26 protein-coding genes are annotated in these 26,917 nt (G+C 38.5%); 4 read left to right on the top strand and 22 right to left on the bottom strand.

Annotated elements, in window-relative coordinates; all coding sequences use genetic code 11:
* Positions 1 to 11: 11 nt before the first annotated feature.
* Complete coding sequence (gene zwf / locus ACIFUW_RS03590) at positions 12 to 1,538, top strand: glucose-6-phosphate dehydrogenase (RefSeq protein ID WP_002286618.1); 1,527 nt, start codon at positions 12 to 14, stop codon at positions 1,536 to 1,538.
* 48 nt (positions 1,539 to 1,586) lie between these two features.
* On the opposite strand, the gene ileS is transcribed toward zwf, so the two are convergent.
* The 17 genes from ileS to ACIFUW_RS03505 form a co-directional block, all read right to left on the bottom strand.
* A complete protein-coding gene (ileS, locus tag ACIFUW_RS03585; protein WP_002296621.1) occupies positions 1,587 to 4,385 on the bottom strand; it encodes an isoleucine--tRNA ligase in 2,799 nt (932 codons plus the stop codon).
* 261 nt (positions 4,386 to 4,646) lie between these two features.
* Positions 4,647 to 5,354 (bottom strand): DivIVA domain-containing protein, encoded by a 708-nt coding sequence (locus ACIFUW_RS03580; RefSeq protein ID WP_169040272.1) that lies wholly within the window; start codon positions 5,352 to 5,354, stop codon positions 4,647 to 4,649.
* A gap of 20 nt (positions 5,355 to 5,374) precedes the next feature.
* Positions 5,375 to 6,157 carry a YlmH family RNA-binding protein gene (locus ACIFUW_RS03575; RefSeq protein WP_002286624.1) on the bottom strand — a complete coding sequence of 261 codons (783 nt, stop codon included), beginning with the start codon at positions 6,155 to 6,157 and terminating at the stop codon, positions 5,375 to 5,377.
* A gap of 48 nt (positions 6,158 to 6,205) precedes the next feature.
* Positions 6,206 to 6,484, bottom strand: a complete 279-nt coding sequence (locus tag ACIFUW_RS03570; protein ID WP_033582058.1) for a YggT family protein — start codon at positions 6,482 to 6,484, stop codon at positions 6,206 to 6,208.
* Positions 6,485 to 6,507: 23 nt separating this feature from the next.
* Positions 6,508 to 7,107, bottom strand: coding sequence for a cell division protein SepF (locus tag ACIFUW_RS03565; protein ID WP_002286627.1), 600 nt, complete (start codon positions 7,105 to 7,107; stop codon positions 6,508 to 6,510).
* Positions 7,108 to 7,120: 13 nt separating this feature from the next.
* Positions 7,121 to 7,798 carry a YggS family pyridoxal phosphate-dependent enzyme gene (locus tag ACIFUW_RS03560; protein WP_002286628.1) on the bottom strand — a complete coding sequence of 226 codons (678 nt, stop codon included), beginning with the start codon at positions 7,796 to 7,798 and terminating at the stop codon, positions 7,121 to 7,123.
* Between the two features lie 16 nt (positions 7,799 to 7,814).
* Positions 7,815 to 9,056 carry a cell division protein FtsZ gene (gene ftsZ / locus ACIFUW_RS03555; RefSeq protein ID WP_002286629.1) on the bottom strand — a complete coding sequence of 414 codons (1,242 nt, stop codon included), beginning with the start codon at positions 9,054 to 9,056 and terminating at the stop codon, positions 7,815 to 7,817.
* Between the two features lie 22 nt (positions 9,057 to 9,078).
* Positions 9,079 to 10,404, bottom strand: a complete 1,326-nt coding sequence (ftsA, locus tag ACIFUW_RS03550; RefSeq protein ID WP_002286631.1) for a cell division protein FtsA — start codon at positions 10,402 to 10,404, stop codon at positions 9,079 to 9,081.
* Positions 10,405 to 10,559: 155 nt separating this feature from the next.
* Complete coding sequence (locus ACIFUW_RS03545) at positions 10,560 to 11,780, bottom strand: cell division protein FtsQ/DivIB (RefSeq protein WP_002286633.1); 1,221 nt, start codon at positions 11,778 to 11,780, stop codon at positions 10,560 to 10,562.
* A gap of 14 nt (positions 11,781 to 11,794) precedes the next feature.
* The gene (gene murG, locus ACIFUW_RS03540) at positions 11,795 to 12,883 is read right to left on the bottom strand and encodes an undecaprenyldiphospho-muramoylpentapeptide beta-N-acetylglucosaminyltransferase (protein WP_002286637.1); all 1,089 of its coding nucleotides are present in this window, start codon (positions 12,881 to 12,883) and stop codon (positions 11,795 to 11,797) included.
* 25 nt (positions 12,884 to 12,908) lie between these two features.
* The gene (gene murD / locus ACIFUW_RS03535) at positions 12,909 to 14,270 is read right to left on the bottom strand and encodes a UDP-N-acetylmuramoyl-L-alanine--D-glutamate ligase (protein ID WP_002286638.1); all 1,362 of its coding nucleotides are present in this window, start codon (positions 14,268 to 14,270) and stop codon (positions 12,909 to 12,911) included.
* A 13-nt stretch (positions 14,271 to 14,283) separates the two neighbouring features.
* On the bottom strand, positions 14,284 to 15,246 hold the full coding sequence (gene mraY / locus ACIFUW_RS03530) for a phospho-N-acetylmuramoyl-pentapeptide-transferase (protein WP_002286639.1): 963 nt from the start codon (positions 15,244 to 15,246) through the stop codon (positions 14,284 to 14,286).
* Between the two features lie 25 nt (positions 15,247 to 15,271).
* Positions 15,272 to 17,464 (bottom strand): penicillin-binding transpeptidase domain-containing protein, encoded by a 2,193-nt coding sequence (locus ACIFUW_RS03525; protein WP_002296622.1) that lies wholly within the window; start codon positions 17,462 to 17,464, stop codon positions 15,272 to 15,274.
* On the bottom strand, positions 17,465 to 17,866 hold the full coding sequence (ftsL, locus tag ACIFUW_RS03520; RefSeq protein WP_061573549.1) for a cell division protein FtsL: 402 nt from the start codon (positions 17,864 to 17,866) through the stop codon (positions 17,465 to 17,467). It abuts the gene before it with no gap.
* Between the two features lie 4 nt (positions 17,867 to 17,870).
* On the bottom strand, positions 17,871 to 18,833 hold the full coding sequence (rsmH, locus tag ACIFUW_RS03515) for a 16S rRNA (cytosine(1402)-N(4))-methyltransferase RsmH (RefSeq protein ID WP_269528369.1): 963 nt from the start codon (positions 18,831 to 18,833) through the stop codon (positions 17,871 to 17,873).
* Positions 18,834 to 18,853: 20 nt separating this feature from the next.
* The gene (mraZ, locus tag ACIFUW_RS03510; RefSeq protein ID WP_002286645.1) at positions 18,854 to 19,285 is read right to left on the bottom strand and encodes a division/cell wall cluster transcriptional repressor MraZ; all 432 of its coding nucleotides are present in this window, start codon (positions 19,283 to 19,285) and stop codon (positions 18,854 to 18,856) included.
* 169 nt (positions 19,286 to 19,454) lie between these two features.
* Entirely contained in the window at positions 19,455 to 19,823 is a 369-nt protein-coding gene (locus ACIFUW_RS03505; RefSeq protein ID WP_002286647.1) for a DUF3397 domain-containing protein, read from the bottom strand.
* A gap of 170 nt (positions 19,824 to 19,993) precedes the next feature.
* On the opposite strand from ACIFUW_RS03505, the gene ACIFUW_RS03500 reads away from it, so the two are divergent.
* The 3 genes from ACIFUW_RS03500 to ACIFUW_RS03490 all read left to right on the top strand — a co-directional run bounded on the left by ACIFUW_RS03500 (position 19,994) and on the right by ACIFUW_RS03490 (position 22,581).
* Positions 19,994 to 20,950 carry a magnesium transporter CorA family protein gene (locus ACIFUW_RS03500; protein ID WP_002286649.1) on the top strand — a complete coding sequence of 319 codons (957 nt, stop codon included), beginning with the start codon at positions 19,994 to 19,996 and terminating at the stop codon, positions 20,948 to 20,950.
* A 72-nt stretch (positions 20,951 to 21,022) separates the two neighbouring features.
* Positions 21,023 to 21,139 (top strand): DUF4044 domain-containing protein, encoded by a 117-nt coding sequence (locus ACIFUW_RS03495; RefSeq protein ID WP_002291876.1) that lies wholly within the window; start codon positions 21,023 to 21,025, stop codon positions 21,137 to 21,139.
* 146 nt (positions 21,140 to 21,285) lie between these two features.
* Complete coding sequence (locus ACIFUW_RS03490; RefSeq protein WP_002297185.1) at positions 21,286 to 22,581, top strand: ISL3-like element ISEfa5 family transposase; 1,296 nt, start codon at positions 21,286 to 21,288, stop codon at positions 22,579 to 22,581.
* Positions 22,582 to 22,715: 134 nt separating this feature from the next.
* Here ACIFUW_RS03490 and recN read toward each other — a convergent pair whose 3' ends face one another.
* From recN to ACIFUW_RS03465, 5 genes are all read right to left on the bottom strand, one after another.
* Complete coding sequence (recN, locus tag ACIFUW_RS03485; protein ID WP_002286651.1) at positions 22,716 to 24,398, bottom strand: DNA repair protein RecN; 1,683 nt, start codon at positions 24,396 to 24,398, stop codon at positions 22,716 to 22,718.
* A 17-nt stretch (positions 24,399 to 24,415) separates the two neighbouring features.
* Positions 24,416 to 24,865: an arginine repressor gene (locus ACIFUW_RS03480; protein ID WP_002286653.1), complete on the bottom strand. Its 450-nt coding sequence runs from the start codon at positions 24,863 to 24,865 to the stop codon at positions 24,416 to 24,418.
* Between the two features lie 106 nt (positions 24,866 to 24,971).
* Complete coding sequence (locus ACIFUW_RS03475) at positions 24,972 to 25,790, bottom strand: TlyA family RNA methyltransferase (RefSeq protein ID WP_002286655.1); 819 nt, start codon at positions 25,788 to 25,790, stop codon at positions 24,972 to 24,974.
* Positions 25,791 to 25,798: 8 nt separating this feature from the next.
* Positions 25,799 to 26,689, bottom strand: a complete 891-nt coding sequence (locus ACIFUW_RS03470; RefSeq protein ID WP_002286656.1) for a polyprenyl synthetase family protein — start codon at positions 26,687 to 26,689, stop codon at positions 25,799 to 25,801.
* 1 nt (position 26,690) lies between these two features.
* A complete protein-coding gene (locus ACIFUW_RS03465) occupies positions 26,691 to 26,915 on the bottom strand; it encodes an exodeoxyribonuclease VII small subunit (RefSeq protein ID WP_002286657.1) in 225 nt (74 codons plus the stop codon).
* Positions 26,916 to 26,917: the final 2 nt, after the last annotated feature.

Genomic DNA, 26,917 nt, shown 5'->3' with positions numbered 1-26,917 from the left:
AGTGTATCCACATGTCTAATGAAAAAAATGTATTGTTTACGATATTCGGCGGTACAGGTGACCTAGCCCAGCGTAAATTGTACCCGTCTTTGTTCCGCCTTTACAGAAAAGGAAATTTAGGCGAGCATTTTGCTGTAATCGGAACCGCTCGCCGTCCCTGGAGCGATGAGCACTACCGTGAAGTTGTCAAAGAAACAATCCGTGCATTGAATCCTTCAGATGAAGAAGCAACTACCTTTGCAAGCCATTTTTACTATCAATCCCATGATGTAAATGATTCAACGCATTATCAGACATTAAAAGAATTGTCTGACCGATTAGATGGACACTATCAATTAAACGGTAACCGTGTCTATTATTTGGCTATGGCACCTCAATTTTTTGGAACGATCGTTTCTCATTTGAAATCACAAAATATTATGACAAAAAATGGCTTCAATCGTTTGATCATAGAAAAACCGTTCGGTTCTGATTACCAGTCTGCTTTTGAATTGAACCAGCAAATCAGAGAAGTATTCCCAGAACAAGATATTTTCAGGATTGATCATTATTTAGGAAAAGAAATGATCCAAAACATCTCAGCTATCCGTTTTGCCAATAATATTTTTGAGGCTCAATGGAACAATCGCTATATCGACAATATCCAAATTACTTTTGGCGAAAACCTCGGTGTAGAAGATCGCGGGGGCTACTACGATCATAGTGGCGCACTTAAAGACATGGTGCAAAATCATATTTTACAGGTTGTAGCATTACTTGCAATGGAACCGCCAGTAGCATTTTCCGAAAAAGAAATCCGTACAGAAAAGATCAAAGCATTGAAAGCTATCCGCATTTATAACGAAGAAGAAGTGTTAGAAAACTTCGTTCGCGGGCAATATGCTCAAGGTGAATTGGATGGTGTACAATTCAAGGGCTATCGCGAAGAAGACAAAGTGGATGCTCAATCAGAGACTGAAACATTCGTCGCAGGCAAATTCACTATCGATAACTTCCGTTGGTCAGGTGTTCCTTTCTATGTACGTACAGGCAAACGTTTGACTGAAAAAGGGACTCGGATCAACATCGTATTCAAACAAGTTCCTGTTAATGTATTCAAAACATCTGTCGATGAACCATGTGACGATACGACACTTCCACCTAATGTTCTAACGATCTATATTCAGCCAACTGAAGGATTTTCTTTATCCTTGAATGGGAAAGAAGTAGGGCAAGGATTTGAAACGGAACCAATCAAATTGGAATTTAGAAATAGTGCAGAAATGGTTGAAAATAGCCCAGAAGCTTACGAAAAATTACTATTAGATGCGTTGAATGGTGATGGAACGAACTTCTCTCATTGGGAAGAAGTCGCTCAATCTTGGCATATCGTGGATGTCATTCGAAAAGCTTGGGACCAAACACAACCGGATTTTCCCAACTACAAAGCTGGATCAATGGGACCTAAAGCAGCTTTCGAACTACTTGAAAAAGACGGATTCGAATGGATCTGGCAACCAGATAACTGGTATCGTGAACGTGGAAAATTAAACGATTGATAACAAAAGGGGGTGTGACAAAGAACATGTCACACCCCCTTTTCCCTTTTACTTTTCTTCGAATCCTTCAGCTACAGCTTCAGGATAGAAGTCTTCAACGATTTTTGCACAACGACCGCATAGATGAGGAAGTTTTTCATCTACTCCTACATCTTTACGAACTTGGCGACAGCGATCGCAAGTTTCCCCGTCTGCTTTTTCCACTGTAATAGCAACATCATCAAATACCATAGCGTTATCTGGCACTTGTTCATCTGCTGCCATAACTTCAAAGTAGTCTGGTGAAACGATCAATAATTGTGCAATATCTGCATCCAAAGCTTTTAACATTTCACGAACTTGTTGTTTTGGATAAACAGTTAGTTTTGCTTCCAAAGATTTACCAATCAATTTGCTGTTTCTTGCTTCTTCCAATGCTTTTAAGACATTATCACGGAAGTCCATGAAAGCAGTCCAGGTATCCATCAATTCTTCTTGGTTTGCAAACTCTTCATAACCAGGAAACTCGCTTAACTGAACGTACTCCTCTTCTTCTTTCAGGAATGACCAGATTTCTTCTGCTGTATGCGGAATGATAGGAGTCAATAATTTTGTCAAAGCTACAGCTGTTTGATAGAAAACAGTTTGCATGCAACGACGTTGATAATCATCTTCTGCTTCAATATAAACTACATCTTTAGCAAAATCCAGGTAGAATGACGATAGATCAACCGTCAAGAAGTTCATAACTGTACGGTAAATATGCATGAAGTTATATTTGTCGTACCCTTCTTCTCGGATTTCTTTGATTACTTGGTTCAATCGAACGGTCATATATTTGTCTACAGAACGTAAATCATTGTACGAAACAGTATCTTTTTTAGGATCGAAATCTTCTGTATTCGCTAATAAGAAACGCATCGTATTTCTGATTTTACGATATACTTCTGCCACTTGACTTAAGATATCCATAGAAACACGAACATCTGCTTCATAATCTACACTAGATACCCATAAGCGAAGGATATCTGCACCAAATTGTTTGATCACTTTTTCTGGTGCAATGATGTTTCCTAAAGATTTACTCATCTTACGGCCTTCACCATCTAAAGCAAATCCTTGAGAAATAACTGATTTGTATGGTGCTACACCATTGATAGCCACACTAGTCGTGATACTTGAGTTGAACCAGCCACGATATTGGTCTGATCCTTCTAAATACATATCTGCTGGGAATGATAATTCTGGTCGCTGACGTAAAACAGCTTCATGAGAAGAACCAGAATCAAACCAGACATCCATGATATCTTTTTCTTTTGTAAATTCGCCATTAGGAGAACCTGGGTGGGTAAATCCTTCAGGAAGAAGTTCTTTCGCTTCTTTTTCAAACCAGATAATTGATCCATGTTCAGCAAATAATTTTGCCACATGTTCGATTGTTTCTGGTGTGATGATTGCTTCTCCATTTTCAGCATAGAAAATCGGAAGTGGTACTCCCCATGCACGCTGACGGGAAATTACCCAATCGCCGCGGTCACGGATCATATTATACAAACGTGTTTTACCCCATGGGATAACCCACTCTACTTTTTCTACTTCATCCAAAATATTCTGACGGAATTTATCGATAGATGCAAACCATTGTGGAGTTGCCCGATAGATCACAGGCTTTTTCGTCCGCCAATCGTGAGGATAACTATGAGTAAAGAAATCTAGCTTCAGCAAAGCTCCTTTTTCTTTTAATAGATCAGTGATCATAGGATTTGCTTTGTCATAAAAGATACCTTCAAATCCAGGTGCTTCTTCTGTAAACAATCCTTTTGAGTCTACAGGTGACACTACAGATAGTTTATATTTGCTACCAGCGATATAGTCATCTTCCCCATGTCCTGGAGCAGTATGGACTAATCCAGTACCAGCGTCTAAAGTAACATGATCGCCTAAAATCACAAGTGATTCACGTTCATAGAATGGATGACTTGCAGTCATATATTCCATTTCTTGTCCAGCAAATTCTTTTAGAACTGTTACATTTTCCCAACCGATTTCTGATTGGACTGTTTCTAGCAAATCTTTCGCTACGACAAACTTACGGCCATCGGCTTCCACCAATACATACGTAAATTTTGGATTTACAGCAATACCTTGGTTTGCTGGCAATGTCCATGGTGTTGTCGTCCAAATGACAAAAGCTGTATCTTCATCAAGAATATCTTTGCCGTCTTTGACATTGAAAGCTACAAAAATAGATGGAGATTTTACATCTTTATATTCAATTTCAGCTTCCGCTAAAGAAGACTCACTTGACGGAGACCAGTAAATTGGTTTCAATCCTTTGTAAATATAGCTTTTTTCAGCCATTTTACCAAATACGCGTACTTGTGCAGCTTCATAAGAAGGATCTAATGTAACATAAGGATGTTCCCAATCTCCTGCAACTCCTAGGCGTTTGAAATCTGCTCGTTGCTTATCTACTTGGGAAAGTGCATATTCACGACATTTTTCCAAGTATTCTGCCATGGACATTTCTTTACGTTTCACGCCTTTATTAGCCAATACTTGTTCAATCGGCAATCCATGTGTATCCCATCCTGGAACATATGGTGCACGATAGCCAGACATTGATTTTGAACGAATGATAATGTCTTTACTGATTTTATTCAATGAATGTCCTAAATGGATATTACCATTGGCATATGGAGGTCCATCATGAAGAACAAAGCTAGGTTTTCCTTCGTTCAACTCTTGTCTTTTTTGGTAGATTCGATTTTCTTCCCATTCTTTTTGCCACTCGCCTTCTCGGTTTGGCAAATTACCACGCATAGGGAATTTTGTTTTTCCTAATTGCAAGGTTTCTTTCATTTTCATTCAACCATACACTCCTTTATTTGTTTTCCGGACACAAAAAAGCATGTTCAGCCGCAAGGGACGAACATGCCGTGGTACCACCCAAATTTAGTTGCATCTATCTAGTGCAAACTCTCTGTGACCAATAACGAGGTCAGCCGCTGCTTCTTACTCTAATTTCGGAAAAGCAGGTCTCAAGTAGAGGATCTTTCACCATGCAGTGTCTTACCGAACTTCCACTCTCATCGGCTCGCTTTAAGAATAACAAAGTGCTTTTCTGTTCTACTCGTTTTCATTTTCACCAGGCACGATCGAGATATCAATAGCCTGTGTATCAAATGCCGTCATAGGTGCTTCTATGACTCCTATGTCTGAGTTTACATCAGTATCATTTTCATTGTCAAGCTGTTTTGCTAAAACTTCTTTGATCACTTCATGGCTGTCAGTCACGTAGCTGGAGAATGGTTGTAAAATTTCATCCCATTCCGGACTTTTCACTTGTTCTAATTGAGACTCAAGCATCAAGCTGATACGTTGATGGAATACTCGTGTTTTTTTCTTAAGATCTTCAGTTTCTGTCGCAAGCTGTCTTGCTTTTTCTGTTGCATCTGTCAAGATTTTTCTTGCTTTTTCTTCTGCATCAGTTGTTAATTGATGTGCACGTTTTTCAGCGTTCGCAACTAACTCATCTGCTTTGTTTTGTGCAGAAGTAACGATCACTTCGGATTCCTTGCTTGCACTTGTTTTTACTTTATCAGCCGTATCTTGAGCTACGATGATTGATTGGTTCAAAGCATCTTTTAATTCATTGAAGTACTCAAGTTTTTCTTCAGAATGTTTGACTGCTTTTTCTAATTCTCGATTTCTTTGAGTCAATTCCTCATAGTCACGAACAACTAAATCTAAGAAATCATCTACTTCGTCTTGATTATATCCCCGCATTTTTGTCGGGAATGTCTTATTTTGGATATCTAATGGAGTTAAAGCCATGAGTAAACCACCTTTTTATTTTATTTACGTAATACACCGAACAGTACCCTGTACTTTTCTTTTTTCGTCTTCCCCTCAAGTTCTTGGATCTGGACTCTGCCATAACCTCTGACTGAAATAATATCTAATAGTTCAAGTACAAAATCAGGTCTTGTATTTTCTGTCCAGTTCACTTTTACTTTACCAGCTTCGATCAGCTGCTTGGACCGCTGTCTGGAAATATTATAAATCTCAGAGATCACACTGTCTAGTCGCATGGAACTAACTGTTCCTCTTTCTTGTGTCCAGCTATCTTTCGGCATAATCATTTCTGTGTATTTGATTGGTTCCAAGCGTACAGCAACCTTTCCAATCTTTGTTACTTGTGCAGCAACAAAATGATCCACCTCATTTGCAATAAATACTTGCCAGCGATCACCGTCCGAGATGATATCGCCAAAGTAAGAGCGTTTGATCCCCGTTCCCACTAAAGTTCCAAGGATTTTCCCATGACTTAGGCTGGCAAATTTGCTAGGATAATGGATTTCATACAATGCTGTTTCAAAATCTTCCTCTACAGGTTCGTAATAATCGGGGAAAATCAAACATCTTTTTCTTTCTGCCTGTTCATATCCGCCATAAAACATGAAACGCAAATCACTGCTTTGTCGAATCAGTGTTTCTAAAATATAGGATTGTCTTGGGTCAAGAAATTCGGTCAGATAGGGTGCATATTGTCCTTGAACCTGTTCAATCCAATCGCCTACCGAATCGATAAATGTACGTTCATCTGCCCGAAAGTGCTGGTATACATTTGCATCCAAAATTTTCCCCTCCTATCTATTCTGAGAATAAAGATTTTGTTGCTTCAATCAATAAACTAAATGGACAGTTATCCATATAACGATCTGTGCTAAACCTTGTACGGCTAAGTTCAAGATCAGGATTGCCCCTAAAATTGTGAAATCCAAGGGTCCAATCCTCAAAGGCAGACGATCGAACAAACTGATATACGGTTCGCAGATCTTAGCTAATAATCGTCCTAGCCCTGATTGATACCCGCCTGGAAACCAAGAGAGCAATGCATATACCATCAAGATAATGCTATAGAAATAGGCTGCCCGTTGAAGTAAATGAAGTAATAGTGCAATAGTATAAATCGTAGTTCCTCCTCTTACAGATCAAACAAATTCGCATCTGCAAAAGATTGAGCGGTTGAACTGTCAATCTCCATCCCAGTCGGTGTACAAAGAAAAATCTCATCTCCAACACGTTTGATATCTCCATCTAGTGCATAAACTGTTCCTGTTAGAAAATCAACGATTCTTCTCGCTTGTTTTTCTTCTACTAAATGAAAATTCACTAAGGTTGCTTCTCCAGCAATGATTCGTTTAGCAATCGCCATAGCTTCAGAATAAGCTCTTGGTTCCATTACAGTGATTTTTCCAGCAAGATTTGCTTTAGGTTGTGTAGAGGTTCTTGAAGCTGTTCTTTCTTTCGCTACAGTTTTTGTAGGTGATTGATGTAGTTCAATTACTTTTTTCTTTTCAGCCGGCTGAATACTTTCATGCGTTACAGGACGTGAAGTCGCCGTTTTTTGTTTTTCATGAGTATTCGCAGCAGATACAGAATGAGTTGATTGATTCTGTGTTGTATTTTTTTTAGTTGGCTGTACAGCCTTTTTTGTTGTTTCAGGATAATCTTGGTATTCGTACTCTTCCTCATCAGCTAATCCGAAAAAATTAGCAATTGCTCCTCTGTTTAAAAGCGGCATTTTTGTTCCTCCTTTATTCGTCTTTGAATAGCGCTGTTCCTACACGGATAAATGTTGCACCTTCTTCAATCGCAATTTGAAAGTCTTGACTCATCCCCATACTTAATTCACTACATGGTGCATGGGCATAACCTTTTGCTTGAACAAGATCACGCAATTCTTTCAGCGTACCAAACACTTTATGGATTTGCTCATCAGAAGCTTCTTTAGGCGCCATAGTCATCAACCCAACAACCTTGATTTTTGTGCAGGCAGCTAAAGATTCCACAAACGGTAAAAGCTCATCTGGTGAAATTCCATGTTTTGATTCCTCACCAGAAACATTTACTTCAATAAAACAGGATAATTCTTTCTCTAACCGCTTCTGGATTTCTTCTGCTAATCTTAAACTGTCCAACGCATGAAAGTAATCAATTTCATTTACAATCAATTTTACCTTTCTGCGCTGTAAATTACCAATTAAATGCCACTTTATTTCAGGAAAATCAAATAAATCTTGTTTCTTTTCTAATAATTTATCTACTCGGTTTTCTGCACAATTCATAACGCCAGCTCTAACCAATTCTTCAGCTTGAGCGGATTCAACAGATTTTGTTACAGCTACTAATGTAACTTCTTTCGGATCACGATGAACAAGAGCACACGAATCCTGAATTTCTTGCTTGATTTTCTGCAAGTTGTCAGCAATCATGTGCTCTTCCTCTCCTTTATTTTTTACGACGGAAAAACGGTGGCGTATTTAATTCATCATCGCCATGAGATTTTGTTTCTTCGCGGTTGAATGTATCAAATTCTTTTTTTTCGATATTGTCAAAATTGGAATCATCAACTCTAGGACGAACATTTTGTTCACGTCTGATATCCCAATCGCCAAAACTGTTTTCTTCTTCTGAAGAAGTTGGTTTAGCTTGATCCATATCTAATACAGTCTTTTGAGCAGGTGATTGCATTTGTGCTTGTCTAGCTGGTCGGCTAGACTTGCGTTCCTTTTTTGATTCATCGATACCTGTTGCGATGACCGTCACACGGATTTCATCGCCCATTTCTTCATTGATAGATGTACCTAGAATGATATTTACATCGCCAGTTGCTGCATTTGCTACGATATCTGAAGCATCTTGTGCTTCGAACAATGTCATATCCAAACCGCCTGTGATGTTAAGAAGTACTTGTTCAGCTCCATCAATAGATGTTTCAAGCAATGGAGAGGAGATTGCTTTTTTCGTTGCTTCTACTACGCGATCTTCTCCACTAGCCACACCGATCCCCATCAATGCTGTACCTTGGTTTTCCATCACTGTTTTCACGTCAGCAAAGTCAAGGTTAACGTAACCTGGCGCTGTGATCAAATCAGAGATACCTTGTACACCTTGTCGTAAAACATTATCTGCTTCACGGAAAGCTTCAAGCATCGGTGTCTTTTTATCTACAACTTCTAATAAACGGTTATTTGAGATAATTAATAATGTATCCACATTTTCTTTCAAACGAGCGATACCTTCTGCAGCAAAACGGCCACGTTTCGGTCCTTCAAAAGTGAATGGACGTGTCACGACACCAACAGTCAATGCGCCCAATTCTTTCGCGATACCTGCAACGATTGGTGCAGCACCTGTACCGGTTCCTCCACCCATTCCTGCAGTGATGAAAATCATATCTGCACCGTCTAAAGCTTCGCGTAAGGATTGTTCACTTTCTTCTGCCGCTTTTTGTCCAACTTCTGGCTGAGAACCAGCACCTAAACCACGAGTATATTTGGGGCCTAATTGGATAACTGTTTCAGCTTTTGAATTTTTTAATGCTTGCACGTCTGTGTTGGCTGTAATGAATTCAACACCTTTAACGTTTTCTTCAATCATTCGGTTTACAGCATTTCCACCGCCACCACCGACTCCGATGACTTTGATTACTGCGCCGTCATTGATATTATTATCAATTGAGAATTCCATATCTTATTCCTCCCAGGATGAATTAATCAAAAATATTTGTAAAGAAACCCTTGATTTTATTTTTTACATTTTCTCCGGACTCTTTTGGTTCCGGCTCATCGTAGATTGTTTCTTCAGGTGCTTCATAGCTCTCATATGTGTTTGTTGTTTCTTGTTCAACTACCATTTGACGAGCTGCTGAGGTTTCACCCGTAACAGCAATTTTTGCCAATTGATACACTTCACTCAAGTTTGCTGAATAATCCACGATACTTATTACATTTGTAAATACCGGGTTTCTCAGCCCCATGTGATTTGGAACATACAATTTTACATTTACGCCGAAGATTTCTTGTGCCAAGTCCACAACACCAGGAAGACTAGCAGCTCCGCCTGTCAATACGACGCCACCTGGCAACTCTAATGCTTCGATTTGGTCCAATGCATCTTTTGCTTTGTTGAAAATCTGTTCCATTCGAGCTGAAATAATTTCTGACAAGTAGCGTTCATCGACTTTCACTGGTTCTGACTGACCAATCACATCTACTGGAAATTCTTCATCTGGTGATGTCCGTTCTGGGTATGCATCCCCGTAGTTTATTTTCAACGCTTCTGCATTGTTAAATGACGTATTTAATACAATAGAGATATCTTTAGTGACAAATTCGCCACCTTCTTGGTCAAGATTGGTAAACTTCAATTGCTTATCATGCATAACAGCCGTTGTTGTTTGGCCGCCACCCATATCAATGACGATCGTACCAAAATCTTTTTCTCCGTCAGAAAGAATTGATTCAGTCAGCGCTAAAGGAGTAATCACCATTTCGTTGACGATTAATCCGGCATTTTCCACGCATTTACGTATGTTATGGATGATCGTTTTAGGTCCTGTAAACAACAGACCGTACATTTCTAATCTTACGCCGATCATTCCACGAGGATCTTTGATTCCCTCGAACCCATCGACAGTAAAATCTTGTGGCAATATTGACACGATTTGACGTTCAGGAGGTATTGAACGAACAAGGGCAGCTGAAGCCACATTTCTGACATCTTCATCGGTGATTTCCTTTGAATCTCCGTTAACTGCAATCATTCCCTGGCAATTTTCTACTTCAAGCATGTTTGCTGGCAAACCGACACTTACGCCTTTGATCTGGATACCTGCTTTTTCTTCTGCTTGTCGTACTGCTCGTTGTATCGCTTGGACCGTTTTATCGATATCAACGATAATGCCTCGGTTAATCCCTTCTGATTTTGCGTTTCCTACTCCAATAATATTCATTTGGCTGTCGATATATTCAGCCACGACAACTTTAACAGATGTCGTTCCAATATCAAGGCCTACATACATTCCTGTTTTTGCCATGAATGGGATTCCCTCCTACTTACTATTCCATATACAAGCGAACAACTAGCGTCCGTTTTAAAATATACTTATTAATAGATATATTCACTGCTTCCAATTCTACCATAAATTACTGGTTTTTAGAAAGTACATTCTTACTTTTTAAAGTTGTTTTATCAATTTTCATTTAAACTTGACGGAGTTGTACTTGGATTATCTTCTATTTGACTTGTTTCACTTGAATCATTTGAATCAGATGATCCGTTTGTGCTAGACGATCCAGGTGTTTGTGCTTTTTGCGTTTCTGCCTCTTCACTTGATTCGTTTGTTTGATCCGCATTTTCTTCACTTTCAGTTGTTTCTTCCGATTGGCCCGATTCTTCCGTTTCTTGAGTGCTACCGTAAGGATGCGAGAAGATACCAACTTCCATGTCGATCACACCTTTTTCATCCATATCTTTGGCTACTTGCGAATAATATTTCATTTGGTTCGCAAGATTATTGATATTTACAATAACTTGATTGCCGTCATTCATATTCAATTGGATCAGATTTTTATTGCTTGCTCTTGGCGTGTACTTGATTTCAGAAATTGCTTTTTGTAATTCTGATGATAACTGATTGTATTGCTTTGTTAATTCTTTGATTTTTGCAGAGTCTTTGAACTCTTCCAAGATAGGGAGATTTTTTGTAGGATTTGCTACTTTTTCATCTAATACTGTTCCATTTTCAATCACTGGGTAGTATTGATTGTTTTTTGCGATCAAAGCAATCTCTTTATATTCTGTTACATCCAAATCGAATTCATTCATCCCTTTGAAATGTATATTTGCTGTTTCGATTCTTGGCTGTGCTTTTTTAAGGCGATCGATATAAGTAGATCGATGAAAATACTGTCCCCAAACATTTTCTCCTAATGACAATTTTGTATCAGAGATGATTTCTTGGCTGTTGACTGTCTTATTGCCTGATACTGCAACTGCTTGTAATTTGCTATAAGGAGAAACATAATAGATCAAAAAAATCAGCGGTATACCCAATACAGTGATGATCAAAGCTAACCGACGAAATAGTACTTTGTGCCGTTGACTTTTTAAATTGGGCAGCCGGTTCAAAAAAGAACCGTTATATGGTCCACCGTTTTTCTTTTGCTTGATCTCTTCAAAAAATTCGATTTTTTTCTCGGACTGGCTTTCTTCTTGCTGTTCCTCTTGAACCGTTTTTTCTTCTTCAGAATCTGAAAGGGGTGTATCTAATGTTATGTCTTCTTTTTTTGGCTCTTGGTTTTTCATCTCTTGTTCTGCCAGATATTTTCGGTTAGCCTTTTGCCAAGGAGTCAAATTGTTTTCATCAGAAGACGGATGAGACAATTTTTTTGGTTCTTTTTTCTTACTCACTAAGACCACCGCCTTTATTTTTTGATTATTTGTTTTACTAAGTCATAAAGACGTTTTGAAGCATCAGGGATTCCTTGTTCTTTAGAAGCTCGGCACATTTGCTTTTGCAATTCTTCATCACCCATGATTTCGTTGACTGTCTGACTTAGTGATTCACCTGTTAGTTCATTATCTGCAATCATTTTTGCTGCTCCTGCGTGAACAAGACTCATTGCATTTTTAGTCTGATGATCATTCGTAACATATGGGCTGGGAACCAACACTGCCGGTAACCCCAGAGCTGTGAATTCTGCGATCGAAGTTGCACCAGCACGCCCCACCAGCAGATCACTGGAAGCCATGACCTCTGCCATATTTTTGATATAAGGCTGGACACTAATATTTTGTATTTCAGGATTTATTTTATTTAGGATCTCTTCATAATATCTATCTCCTGAAGCATACAAAACTTGGTAAGAAGAAGGAATATATTCACTTAAAAAAACTGATACTGCTTGATTGATTTTAAGTGCTCCTTGACTACCGCCAAAAATCAAGACTGTTTTCTTTTCTGGATCCAAATCAAATGTTTTCAAAATATCTGATTTTTTAGTATCTGCTACTTCTTGTGCTCGAGGATTACCTACAAGAACTGCTTTGTTTTCAGGAAAAAAGGAAGCCGCATCTTTAAATGAAAGAGCGATCCGATCCACATATCGGCTTAAAAATTTATTGGTAACACCTGGTACACTGTTTTGTTCATGGATAACTGTTGGAATACCCATTTTGGCTGCAGCGTACACTACCGCTCCGGAAACATATCCTCCAGTACCGATAACGATATCTGGTTGAAAATCACTGAGGATTTTTTTTGCTTGACGGATACTCTTAAGAAACAATCGGACCGTCTTGATGTTATGCATGGAAATTTTTCGTTTAAATCCTTGAATCTCCAAGGTATGGAAAGGCATTCCTGTATCAGGGACGATTTTGTTTTCTAGACCTCGTTTTGCTCCCACATACATGAATTCAGCATTCGGTTCTTGAGTCTTTACATAATTGACAAAGGCAAGAGCTGGATAAATATGTCCCCCTGTTCCTCCGCCTGTAACCAAAATTTTCATTTTTTATCGCTCGCTTCTACTTTTTCTATTTTAATCGGTTCACAGCTTCCATGAATCTGTTTCCTCTAGTTTCAAAATTTGGGTATTGATCCCAGCTGGCATTCGCTGGTGATAATAAAACTACATCACCATCTGTACTGTTTTCTAATGCTAAAGGAACTGCTTGTTCTACAGAATCGGCTGTTACTATTGTCTCGATGCCTGCTTTTTTTCCAGCATCCATCAACTTTTCTTTTGTTTGGCCAAATACGACCATTGCTTTGATTCCTTTTAATGAAGGAATTAATTCATCAAATGTATTTCCTCTGTCTAATCCGCCAGCCAATAACACGACCTTAGACGTTTCAAATCCACTTAGAGCCATTTTAGTCGCTAAAATATTGGTTGCTTTTGAATCATTATAAAATTTTCTGCCTTGGATTTCTCCTACATATTGCGTACGATGTGGTACGCCATGGAAAAAATGCAACGTTTCTCGTATAGCTTCATTTGATATACCATACAATTTTGCTACAGAAATAGCAGCTAGTGCATTTTCTACATTATGCTTACCTGGTACGCCAAGTTCAGATATTTCCATTATTTTTTCTTTTTTATAGTATATTGAGTAATCGTCAGCATACACACCGTCTTCCAACACTTCTTTTGTCGAGAAAGGCAGTACGCGTGCTTTTGTTCTTTGCGCTAATTCTTGTAGTTCTGACTGATTCCAGTTAAGGATCAGATAATCTTTTTCTGTCATGTTTTTTTGAAGGTTCCATTTAGCTTTGACATATTCTTTTCTTGTACCATGATAATCAATATGTGCTTCATAGATATTGGTAATCACCGCTATATGAGGGCGGAAATCTGTGATTCCCATGAGTTGGAAGCTAGACAATTCCATCACAATTTTATCTTCTGATTTTGCTTCTTGCGCTACACCACTTGCTGGATACCCAATATTACCCGCTAAACGTGCAATTCCTTGATCTGCTCCTGCATTCAGTAGTAGTCCTGTCATCGTTGTTGTCGTTGTTTTTCCGTTCGTTCCTGTAATCCCAATAATTGGGCATTCCGCTACTTCGTAAGCTAGCTCAACTTCCGTAATTACCGGAATACCCATTTCTTGGGCTTTTGCTACTAAAGGATGACTGTAGGGAATCCCTGGATTTTTGACCATCAATGAAAATTCTTCATCCAACAATTCGATTGGATGACTACCTGTTATTACTTTTATCCCTAAAGAAAGCAGCTCTTGTGCTTCCGGATTTTCGTCAAAAGGTTTTCCATCATTAACGGTGACAAGTGCGCCCAATTCATGTAATAATTTGGCCGCACTTACTCCGCTTTTTGCGAGTCCTAAGACAAGCACTTTCTTATTTTCATATGTTGATATTTTTTTCATTTCCCGTCATCTCCTACCAAACGATCCATAATGTGATCAACGAAGTCACAATGCTGATCAACCAAAAAACTGTATCAATCTTCCACTCCGACCATCCGCACATTTCAAAGTGATGATGAATTGGAGACATTTTAAAAATTCGTTTTCCTGTAAGCTTAAAGGAAGTAACTTGAAGCATCACACTTGCTGTTTCCATAACATAGATCAAACCAATCAAAAGCAATGTCCATTCTTGGTTTAGCATTATAGAAATTGCCGCTAAAAGTCCGCCCAACGCTAATGAACCGACATCTCCCATAAAAATCTTGGCAGGTTTTCTGTTGTAGACGAAGAAACCCAGTAAACCTCCTAAAACACTTAAGCAAATGATTAATACATCATACTGATGCTGATGCCAAGCAATTAGACCGTAAGCTGCAAAAGAGATACTTCCTAAGCCAGCAACTAATCCATCGATGCCATCTGTCAGATTTACTGCATTTGAAAATCCAACAAGCCAGAAGAGAGCGAAAATACCATAAATGATTCCTAAAGGTAGATCTAGTCCGAAGAAATTCAATACACCTGGATAACCTTCAGAACGGTAAACAAGATAAAAGATGATTCCCCCTAGAATCTGTCCAATCAATTTCTGCTTCGAGTTCAGTCCCATGTTTCTTTTCTTGAATATTTTTATAAAATCATCAAGAAAGCCGATTACTCCGTATAACGCTAATACAAAAAGCAAGATGAAAAGAGTAGGAGTTAGCTGTTTTTGCCAAGCTCCAACCCAAATTCCTGTCAAAATAGAGCCGATCAGAAACACTAAGCCGCCCATTGTAGGAGTTCCGGCTTTGCTATTGTGCCACTTTGGTCCCTCCTCACGAATCGCCTGACCTTGCTTTTTCATTTGAAAATAACCAATAAATAGCGGCATTGCGGCAATTGTCATTGCACAACTGCTGACAATGGGAATCAATGCTTGTGTCCATTCCATGCTCTTTTCTCTCCTATTTCTCTTCTTATTCTTCTAAAGTAAAACTAAGTTTGTCTTCAGTGATTTTTTCATATGGAGCAAGTTCTTGTTTGACACAATAACCATCTCCATCAAAACTAACTTCAATACCGAGGATTTTCCCCAGCTTCATGATATCTGCTTTTGACCATCCTGTTACGTCAGGCATCAGCTTATCACCACCAGTATATAGGATCAGTTTTTCTCCAGAGATCAACTGATCACCGTTGGCAGTAGATTGTTTTTGTACTTTTTTACCATTACCGATCACTACAGGTTGCAGTCCACTTTTTTGAGCATCAGCTGCTGCAACGTCCGCTTCAAGATTACGATAATCGGCTACGGATACTTTTTCTGTTTTTGTTTCTGTATCTGAATCTTCTTCAGTTTCTTTAAAATCCATTGCCCGTTTCATCAATGGATTTGCGATTTTAGCCAATGCCATTCGATCATATGTCTTAGGGTGTTTCATTGTTAGATACAAGACATAGTCTGGATCTTCAGAAGGAACCATCTCCACAATCGAATACAGGTAGGCTGTATCTCCTGTTTGATATCCCCCTGTATCAGAAGCGATTTGGGCTGTTCCGGTTTTTGCCGATACATTGTATCCAGGTACACTATATACACCATAAGCACTACCGTAGTTTTCGCTTTCGACAACATCTCTCATATATTCACGGACTTTTTCTGTTGTTTCTTTTGAAAAAGGTTGCCCTAGAACTTCTGTTTGAGTTGTTCGCTCTTCTCCAGTTTGGGGATCCACCACTTTGCTGATATATCGAGGTTGAATCATTGTACCGTTATTCGCAATAGAAGTGAAAGCTTTCATCATTTGGAAATTCGTCACACCTACCGCTTGTCCATAAGCACTCATTGCTCGGTCGACAATATTTAATGTAGGTAAAGCACCGTTTACTTCATCATCTAATCCAGAATGAGTACTTTGTCCAAATCCCAGTTTTTGTAAATAGTTATACCATCGTCCGCCTAATCGCTGTTCCAGTATGACCATCCCGACGTTACTTGACCATGAAAGAGCTTGACGCATGGTCAGCACACCTTTTTCACCAAAGTCATGGTCATTGATCGTAGCATCTTCTACTTGGATTTTTCCAGATTGGAAGGTTTCATTCTCGTTGAATTCTCCTTCTTCGATAGCAGCTGCAGTAGTGAAAACTTTCATGGTTGATCCTGGTTCATAACTATCTTGTACCAAGAAATTACGCCAGATAGCATCTTTTCCAGTCAATCCTTCCATTGTTTCAGGATTGAAAGTAGGTCGTTGTCCCATTGCCAAGATTTCTCCGGTTTTTGCTTTCATCAGGACTGCTGTCAATTCTTCTGGCTGATATTCTTCATTTACTTGATCCATCAGTGTTTCTAAATAACTTTGTAGTCTGCTGTCTAAAGTCGTGTAGATATCTTGTCCGTCGACAGCTTTTTCTTCTTCTGCCACTGTACCTGGCAGAGGATTTTGAAAATTATCTTTTTGATAAATAATCTTACCATCTTTACCGCTCAAGATATCATTGTAAGCAGACTCCAAACCTAGTTTACCAACTAAGCCATTCTCATCTTTGTCTGGAACTGCGTATCCAATAAAATGAGAAGAAAAGACGCCATTTGGATACATCCGAGCCTGATGGTCGACAAAATAAAGACCAGCGACACCTTCTTTTTTCATGTCCGCTTCGATGTTTTGCTTGGTTTCTTGGGAGATATTTTTCCCATAGCTACCAAATTCAACTTGATACAGCTCTTTTTTTGCGCCGTCCTCTAAAATATTCAGTGCATCTTTTTTGTCTATAGAAAGATTCTTATGCAGGATTTCTGCTATTTTATCAAAATTCTTTTCTTCAACATACAGTTTTTTATCCCCAGAGGTATATGTTTTTGAGAGTATCGCTTTAATTGAATAAGAGGAGGCATCTTCTGCGAGCGCCACACCGTTACGATCATAAATCGTTCCTCTTTTTGCTTTTACTACTTCACTTCCTTGGTACAACTGTTTTGTTTTTTCAGCTAATGAGGTACCAGCAACATGACCTCCAATAACGATATACGAGAAACGGACGGCAAATAAAAAGAACAATCCAATACTCGTAGCAAATAAAATGATACCTACTTTTTTGCGATTGTTCATCGGATTTAGATTTTTCTTTTCCATAAACCGCCGAATTTTATTTTTAAGACTCATTTACTTCACTCTCCTTAAATTGTCGTCATTAATAGACAATCCTTTTTCTTCTGCGATTTGTTTAATCCGTTCAGTACGAGAAAGTTCGTTTTTTTCTTGTTCTAAACTCGTTTTTTCTTGCTTTTTATCATTGATTTCTGTTTGTATTGACGTGATTTCTTTTTCAGCTCCGCTGATATTTGTGCGCAGCATAACTGTTAAAACACATAAAGCAACAATAGCAATCGCCACGCTTGCCACAGCAATTTTTTCCAAAGCAGAAATCTGCTTTAATCGTTTTGCCGGTGATTGTGGAAGAATGATTTCTTGATTCGAAGAAGAATCAGGCATTTGTTGTTCCGGCTGATCCACCAATTCAGGTAAATCATATTCGTAATCTTGCATTTTCTTTAATTCTGCCATCATTCTACTCCTCTTTCATTCTTATTTTTTCTGCAATACGTAACTTTGCACTGCGTGATCGATTGTTTTCTGTTAGCTCTTCCTCTGAAGGAAGGATTGGTTTACGAGTAATGACTTTCAGTTCTGGTTGGAATTCGTCAGGTATGACAGGAAGTCCCGGTGGTAGATCTTGTACCGTACTATATTCTTTAAACATACTTTTGACAATTCTGTCTTCCAATGAATGGAATGTGATTACGCTGATTCTTCCATTGACTTTCAATAACCGGATTGCCTGTTCTAAAGAGGCCTCTTCGGCACCGAGTTCGTCATTTACTGCAATCCGCACAGCTTGAAAAATTCTTTTTGCAGGATGCCCGCCTTTTCTTCTTCTTGCGGGAGCTGGGATGACTTGTTTAATGATTTCGACAAGCTCACCAGTTGTTTGGATTGGTTTTGTTTTTCGTACTCGTTCGATTTCACGAGCAATTTGTTTGGAAAATTTCTCCTCGCCATAGCGGAAGAAAATCTTTACTAATTCATGGTAGGAATATTCATTAATTACGTGATAAGCGGATAAAGGAGCTGACTGATCCATGCGCATATCCAACGGTGCATCTTGATGATAACTAAATCCACGTTCTGCTTCATCTAGCTGAGGAGAGGAAACCCCTAGATCATACAAAATGCCGTCTACCTTATCTACATGCTCACTCAAGCGTTCTTCTAATTCTCTGAAGTTCGCTTTGATAAATGTGACCATACCTTGTTCGACATAAGAAGCTAAACGCAGCTTGGCGTGATCGATTGCTTTTTGATCTTGGTCAAACGCATACAGATGCCCTTTAGAACTTAGTTGGCTTAATAAATATTCACTATGTCCGGCACCGCCGAGTGTACAGTCTACATAAACGCCATCCGGTTTGATGTTCAATCCATCTACCGTTTCTTTCAACATGACTGTATAGTGTTGAAATGTTTCAGTCATTAGTCAGCCTCTTCCTATTCTTATAGTCCGAAATCAATCATACTTTCAGCAATTTCGTCAAAGTTCTCTTCTGCTGCTGCAGAAAAATCTTGCCATCGTGTCTCATCCCAAATTTCAATTCGGTTAGATACACCGATGACTACGCAACCTTTTGTCAAAGCTGCATAATTTCTTAACGTGCTGGGTATATTGATTCGTCCTTGTTTATCAAGTTCGCATTCAGTGGCAGCCGAATAGAAGAATCGCACAAAAGTACGTGCGTCTTTTTTAGCCAACGGCATTTCGTTCAGTTTAGCTTCCAGATTTTCCCATTCGCTCATCGGATAGCCGAAAAGACAGCCATCCAATCCGCGTGTCAGAACAAACTTTTCGCCAAGTTCTTCACGAAGTTTTGAGGGCACGATTAAACGTCCTTTTGCATCAATATTATGTTGGAATTCACCCATCAACATTGAAAGCCCCCCATTCCTCCACTAACTAAAATTAGTCTACCACAATCCCCCACTTTCTACCACCTTTTCTGGGAAATCCGGGAACAACTTTTTTTATTCATAAACATTTTTTTAAAAATCAAGCTGCAAAAAGCCTTTTAAAAGACTTTTTACAGCTTTTCTATTTTTTTCATAGGTAAGAAAGTATGTTCACAATGATCAAGACAGCGTACAAGACGATTGTCAACAGAAAAACCAAACGCCAAGTCATCTTGAAATAACGCGGATAAATAATTTCTTCATAATAATATGCTTGGAAAACAGCAATACAAATTCCCATTAGCAAAACAGAAATAAAGAAAAACGGTAAGATAGAAATTGTCCCTGTATTTCTAGACAATGCATGCATACCGCCCCACAAAAAAGGAATCGCCAAATCAGGGGCTTTTATTTTAAAACGACGATTTAACGAAAATAATTTTACAAGAAATTGGCAACCAAACAAAACGATTACCGGGTAAATATACCAAAACAAGATAAGTGGTGTGAATGTGCCCATGAACGTAAACTCCTTTTTTATCGTTGCTTCAAGTATACTGTATATACTTTACACAACTGTTTCATTTTATTTAAATTTATGCAGTTATATTCTATATCTTACAAACACATTCCATGTATTCCAATTCCCTATCCGTTATAATAAAAGAAACAGGCAACAGGAGGAAAATCATGATCAAATATTTTACATTAGATAATGAGAAACTGCGTAATACCGGAAAGGAAACTGACCAAACGATCTGGTATTGTGTAGAACGTCCTAATCAAGAAGAGATTCATCAGCTGACACATCAATTTGAAATTCCGTCAGATTACATCACTTCCATATTGGACGATGCAGAAAATTCCCGTACAGAAGAATTCAATCAATCAAAGTTGACAAAGCCAGCGTTATTATTGTTACAATATCCTTTTGCTAAAACAAGTCCTAGCGGTTATTTTCAAGTGGATACATACCCGCTCTCTATTATTTTGACGCCCAAAAAGAAGCTTATCACAATTACGAATCATGAACCACTGTTTTTAAAGAAAGTCTTTAGCCAGACCTTTCCAAAAAGTGATATTTCGCCTAATCTCAATATCTTCTTTCAATTCATTTGGCAGGTCACACTCTCTTACAACAGTTATTTAGCTACGCTTCAATCTCAATGCGATACTTTGGAAGCCAAACTTCAAGTATCCACTGAAAACAAACAACTTTATCAAATCATGGATATCCAAAAAAGCCTCGTTTATTTCAGAGAAGCGACTTCTGCTAATTTAGATGCATTGAAAGAACTAGCGCAAAATAAACTTTTCCAAGAAAATCATGCTTTGAAAAATCATTTACGTGATGTATTGGTGGAAACAGAGCAGGCAATGACTACTTCTCGCATTCAATTAAAACTAGTAGAACAAATGAATCAGACTTTTTCAGCAATCGTATCGAATAATCTGAATAATATTATGAAAATTTTAACTTCTTTAACGATTATTTTAACTATACCGACAATCGTCGGCAGTATCTATGGAATGAACATTAAGTTACCTATTGCTGAAAGGGATGATGCCTTTATATGGCTAGTTCTATTAACATTATTTATTTGTATCGTAACTACCTATTATTTAAAAAAAGGGAAGTTTTTATAAAAAAGCCCTCTTGTGGAAATGGAAAAAAGATTGTACACTTGAATCAACTAATTAATGACGAGGTTGAAAACAATGCGTGAAAAAAAACAAACAAGTACTTTTGCTAAAGTAACAAAATTTGTCATTTGGACAATGCTGATTTTAACGATTGGATCTGTTGTATTGACTGCTGTAATGAGTGTCATGTAAAAATAAAATAGGCTCTATAATTTATGGGACTGATGAATCAGAATTGATTCTTCAGCCCCATTTTTATTTTAGGTATTAAAAAACATATCGTTCTCTAGTATGATTAAATCACGACAAAATAAACAACTGAGAGGACGATATGCTATATGAATGATTCTATCAAAAAAATGCTGCGATTAATAGAGAAAGATTTGATGATTACAGAGGTCTCTTACGAGACCTTTCAGAAGAAAAAGACGTTGATCGTCGATGCTGTTTTCTCACCTGCTCCCCATACCTGTAGAAATTGTGGTTCTACTGTGGTAGATGGAAACGGGAAAGTAATTGTAGTGAAAAATGGGAAGAAGGAAACGATTGTCCGCTTTGAACAATACAATCACATGCCTTTGGTTATGCGCTTAAAAAAGCAGCGCTATACCTGTAAAAACTGTCGAACCCATTGGACGGCTCAAAGTTATTTTGTTCAACCCAGACATTCAATCGCGAATCATGTCAGATATAAAATTGCTTCTTTACTGACTGAAAAAGTATCTTTATCTTTTATTGCGAAAAATTGTCAGGTATCTTTGACCACCGTTATTCGTACGTTGAAAGAGTTTAAAAGCTACTTACCAAAGCAATCTAAGAGGATTCTCCCCAGAGTATTGATGGTTGATGAATTTCGTTCGCACGCTTCCATAGAAGATAAAATGAGCTTTATTTGCGCAGATGGCGAAACAGGACAATTAATTGATGTCTTGCCTACGCGTAAATTGCCTCGATTAACAAGCTATTTCTTAGGCTGCGCTAATCCTGAAGAAGTAAAATTTTTAGTCACAGACATGAACGCCGCCTACTTCCAGCTTACCAAACGTATTCTGCCAAATGCGAAAGTAGTGATTGATCGGTTTCATATTATCAAACACATGAATCAAGCCTTTAATGAGTTGCGTATCCGTGAAATGAATGAACTTCGTAAAGTAGGACAGAAAAGTCAGGCAGAAAAACTGAAAAAGAACTGGCGCTTTTTGCTAAAAAATCGTGCAAACATCAACCATTATGAATACAAAACATGGAAAAGTTTTCGAGCACCAAAATACCCATTTCTTACGGAAGCGATGATGATTGATCGATTGCTTGGCTTTTCTACGTCCCTGAAGGAGGCGTATCCCTATTTTCATGAATTAGTTGAAGCCTTTCGAGACAAAGACCCTGACTTATTTTTCTCCTTATTGGCAGAACTTCCCGAAACGTTAGATGACGGCTTTCGGGAAAAGCTCCAAAACCTTCTGACCTATGAAGAAGGCATCACCAACGCGATGATCTATCCTTACACCAATGGAAAAATAGAAGCGAAGAATACCCATATAAAGACAATGAAACGAGTATCCTACGGATTTAAATCATTTGAGAACATGAGAATTAGAATCTTTTTGATCAATCAATTAATCAAAGTAAGATAACAAAAAATCTGAGCCAGAATGAGGTTCATTCTGACCCAGATTTGATTTTGTACAACCCATCAGTCCTTATTGACAAAGAGCCATAAAATATAGCTATCAGCTGCTGAAAAGGACCTGAACCACTGCGAGGTGGCTCAGGTCCTTTTTGCGAGTTTCAATAGTTCTTTTGCATGTTCGAGTGTGAGTTTTGTAATCTCACTTCCAGCCAGCATACGTGCAATTTCTTCTTCTCTTTCTTTTGTTTTCAACTCTGAAACAGAAGTTTGCGTACGTCCATCAATCACTGCTTTCACAATATAATATTGATAGTCGGCGACTGCAGCAACTTGAGGCAGATGAGTGATGCACAAAACTTGAGAGTATTTCGATATTTGAGAAATTTTATCTGCGATGGCCTGTGCAACTCTTCCGCTCACACCTGTATCCACTTCATCAAAAATAATACTTGTCACACCTTGCTCAGAAGAAAAAATAGTTTTCAAAGCAAGCAACATCCGAGACAGTTCGCCACCAGAAGCGACTTTCACCAAAGGCTTCAGTGGCTCTCCTGGATTGGTCGTAATGTAAAATTCGATTTGGTCAAATCCATCATGATTCAATTGTCTATTTTCTTCTTTTAAGAAACGTACCTCAAACTCAGTGTTTTCCATATACAGACTTTTCAATTCATGCAGAATGGATTTTTCCAATTCTTTTGCGATTTTTTTACGCGCTTCATGAAGATCTGCGGCTTGTTGCTGAAGTAGAAGCTCTTTTTGCTCTAGTTCCTCTTTCATTTTGTCCAATTGACCTTCTGAAAAATCAGAAGAAGCTAGCTCTTCGGTGATTTCGTCATAGTAAGCCAATATTGACTCAATGGATTCGCCGTATTTACGTTTCAACTGTCGGATTAATTCTAAACGTTGCGTAACTTCTTCTAAACGACTCTCATCTAACTCCAATAAATCAATCTGACGACTCATATCGCCGATTGCATCTTGCAGCAAATAGTAAGCACTTTGGATATTTTCATAAATTGCTTCATACTCCACATCTAGATGGGCGATCCCTTGCAGTTCTGAAACGGCCAAGCCAACACCATCTACACTGTTTTGTTCATTATTCGTCAGTGCTCCGTAACCTGCAGCTAATCCATCAGCAATTTTTTGATAATTGCTAAGTTTTTCTCTTTCTTCTTTTAATTTCTCTTCTTCTCCGACTTGCAAATCAGCAGCAGCTATTTCTTCTTGCTGGAAATGGAGCATATCTATTCTCTGAACATAGGATTTTTCATTTTGCTGCACTTTTCGTACCCTTTTTTCCAGCTCACGATAAGAGATATATTCTTGCTGATAACTCTTTTTCTTCTGTTGGAAAGCTACATCTCCAAAACGATCCAATAAAGCAAGATGTGATTCAGGCTGGAGCAGTTCCTGATGTTCGTTTTGTCCTTGGATATCTACTAAATAACTGCCGATTCTTCTCAGATTAGCTAATGTGATAATATGACCATTCACTCGACAAACATTTTTTCCAGTTAAGGACATATCCCGTCGAACAATCAGATTGTCCTCATCTGTTTCGATCCCTAATTCAACCATCAGTTCAGAGAATCCTTCTTGTTTTGGTAGTTCAAACAACCCTTCAAGCACACATTTTTCTGCTCCTTGACGTATATAATCGCTTGAACCTCTTCCTCCTGCTAACAGACCTAAAGCATCGATAATAATGGATTTACCCGCACCAGTCTCTCCGGTCAGCGCGGTCATTCCTTCGTGAAAAGAAAGCCGCAATTCCGGAATAATCGCAAAGTTAGTAATACTGATTTCTTGTAGCATCACATTCGCTCCTCAACTTAAAGGTAATGCAGGAAGTCTTTCTTCAATAAAACTGCCTGGTCTTCAGTTCGTGTAATCATCAAAACATTATCGTCATCATTGATAATCGAAAATAATTCTTTCTTGTAACGTTTATCAATCAAATTTGCTGCTGCCGAAGCATTTCCCGGCAATGTTTTCAAAATAACAAATTTTTCCATTTGGTCAACTGCCACGAAAGCGTCTTTTAATAGTTTTTCCAATTTAGTATTTACATCTTCGTTTGTTTCAGCTGGTATGCTATAACGGTAGCCGCCATCTGAAGCCGGTACCTTGATCAGTTTCAGTTCCTTTATATCTCTGGAAATCGTAGCTTGAGTAACAGATATTCCTTTGCTTTTCAGGATTTCAACAAATTCTTCCTGCTTTCGGATATCTTGCTCACTCAACAATCGAGTAATCAAACGATGCCGATCTTTTTTTCTCATTACGTCTTCGCTCCTTAGCATATTCTTCTTAATCAATGATAGCTTATTTCCTTGGTATAATAAAGAAGAATCCGCATACTTCTCACTTGATTTTCACAGTTACAATTTATTTATGGTCAAACTGTTCGTGTGCATTTGAAACCACTTCTGCCATATTAATAGCTGAATTGATTGTTCCGCTTTCGGGTACTTTCCTCAAGTGAGCCAAGAACTCGATATTTCCTTCTCCCCCCGTGATCGGAGAATAACTTAATTCCAGCACATCATATCCACCTTGTGCCGCAAATGACAAAATGTCTTCTAAAACTTTTTGATGGGTCTGAGGGTCACGAACAATTCCGTTTTTCCCTACAGCTTCTCTGCCTGCTTCGAATTGGGGTTTGATTAAAGCAATCACTTCTCCCTCTTCTTTTAAAATAGCATGTAATGGAGGCAGCATCAGTTTTAGTGAAATAAAAGAAACATCGATAACAGCAACTTCTGGAATTCCTAAGGTAAAGTCTTCGGGTTTTGCATAACGAAAATTCACTCTTTCCATTACGACGACTCTAGGATCTTGTCTTATTTTCCAAGCTAGCTGATTGTAGCCAACGTCTAAAGCATAACTCATTTTTGCGCCATTTTGCAAAGCTGCATCAGTAAATCCGCCAGTGGATGCACCAATATCTAACAATGTTTTTCCTTCAACAGATAGATCAAATGCTTTGAGTGCTTTTTCTAATTTTAATCCCCCTCGAGAAACATAAGGAAGTTTTTTACCTTTGACTCTTAATTCACTACTCACTGGAATTTTTTCTCCCGGTTTATCAAACCGCTCGTTTTTTTCGTTGTAAATCAAACCAGCCATCACTGAACGTTTGGCTTGTTCTCTTGTTTCAAATAATCCTTGTTTGACCGCTAATACATCTACGCGTTCTTTTTCCATTCTTTCCCTCATTTCTCCACATCAAATTGCTTGATCATCTGGCGCATCAGCCCGCCATCAAAAGAAAAAACGTCCTCTTCTAATTTGTCTATGATCTTGTTGGCGGATAACAGCTCAATCTCCAACGCCTCACGTGTCTTTTCTAGGCCTAATAAACGCGGGTAAGTATTTTTTTCCATACGTTCATCTTTACCAGCTGTTTTCCCTAATGTTTTCGTTGTACCAATCACATCGAGTAGATCATCTCTTATCTGAAAAGCTAAACCTAAATGTTCGGCTAATCGTTGAAGTAGCAATAAGATTTCTTCAGGTTGCTTCGCTAATATGCCACCAGCCAGCAAGGCATAACGAATCAAATGCCCTGTCTTTCTTTCATGAATAAATGCTAATTCTTCTAAAGAAAGCTTTTTCGATTCGCCCTCGATATCTGCAGCTTGCCCAGCAACCATACCTTGTGATCCCGCACAAACAGCTAATTGCTGAAGCAGCAGAAGCTTAGGAGAATTACCTAAGTGTGCCATACTGATTAGCTGGAATGCTCCTGTAAGCAAACCATCTCCGGCCAATATAGCTAATGCTTCGCCGAATACTTTATGATTGGTAGGTTTTCCTCTACGAAGATCATCATTGTCCATCGCAGGCAAATCATCGTGGATCAAGGAATACGTATGCACCATTTCTAAAGCAGCTGCTACTTGATAGACGGGAACATCAATAGGCTCATCAAAGGAAGCAACGGCCGTTAAAAGTAATAAGGGACGTATTCTTTTCCCGCCTGCTTTCACTGAATAACTCATCGCATCATAGAGTCCTCTATCCGTTGTATGCTCATCTAAAAAAGACAAGATTTCTTTTTCTACAGCAGGTAGATGAATAGCTGAAAAGTCAGTTAATCTCATCTCAGCTTTCCTCGTTTCCGTCAAAATCAACTTCTTCATTTGATTCTGTCATCATTTTCGTCAAGGTCTCTTCTGCTTTAGCTAATGTATCTTGGCAATGTTTGCTTAATTCCATTCCTCGTTTAAACGAATCTAGAGCTGATTCTAATGGAACGTCTCCTTGTTCTAACTGCATGACAATTTTTTCTAATTCTTGCAGTGACTCTTCAAAAGTTGGATTTTCCATAT

It is taken from the genome of Enterococcus sp. PLH-Efm8, assembly GCF_053011625.1.
Note: the sequence above shows the minus strand (reverse complement) of the source record. Positions and strands in the feature narration are given on the sequence as shown.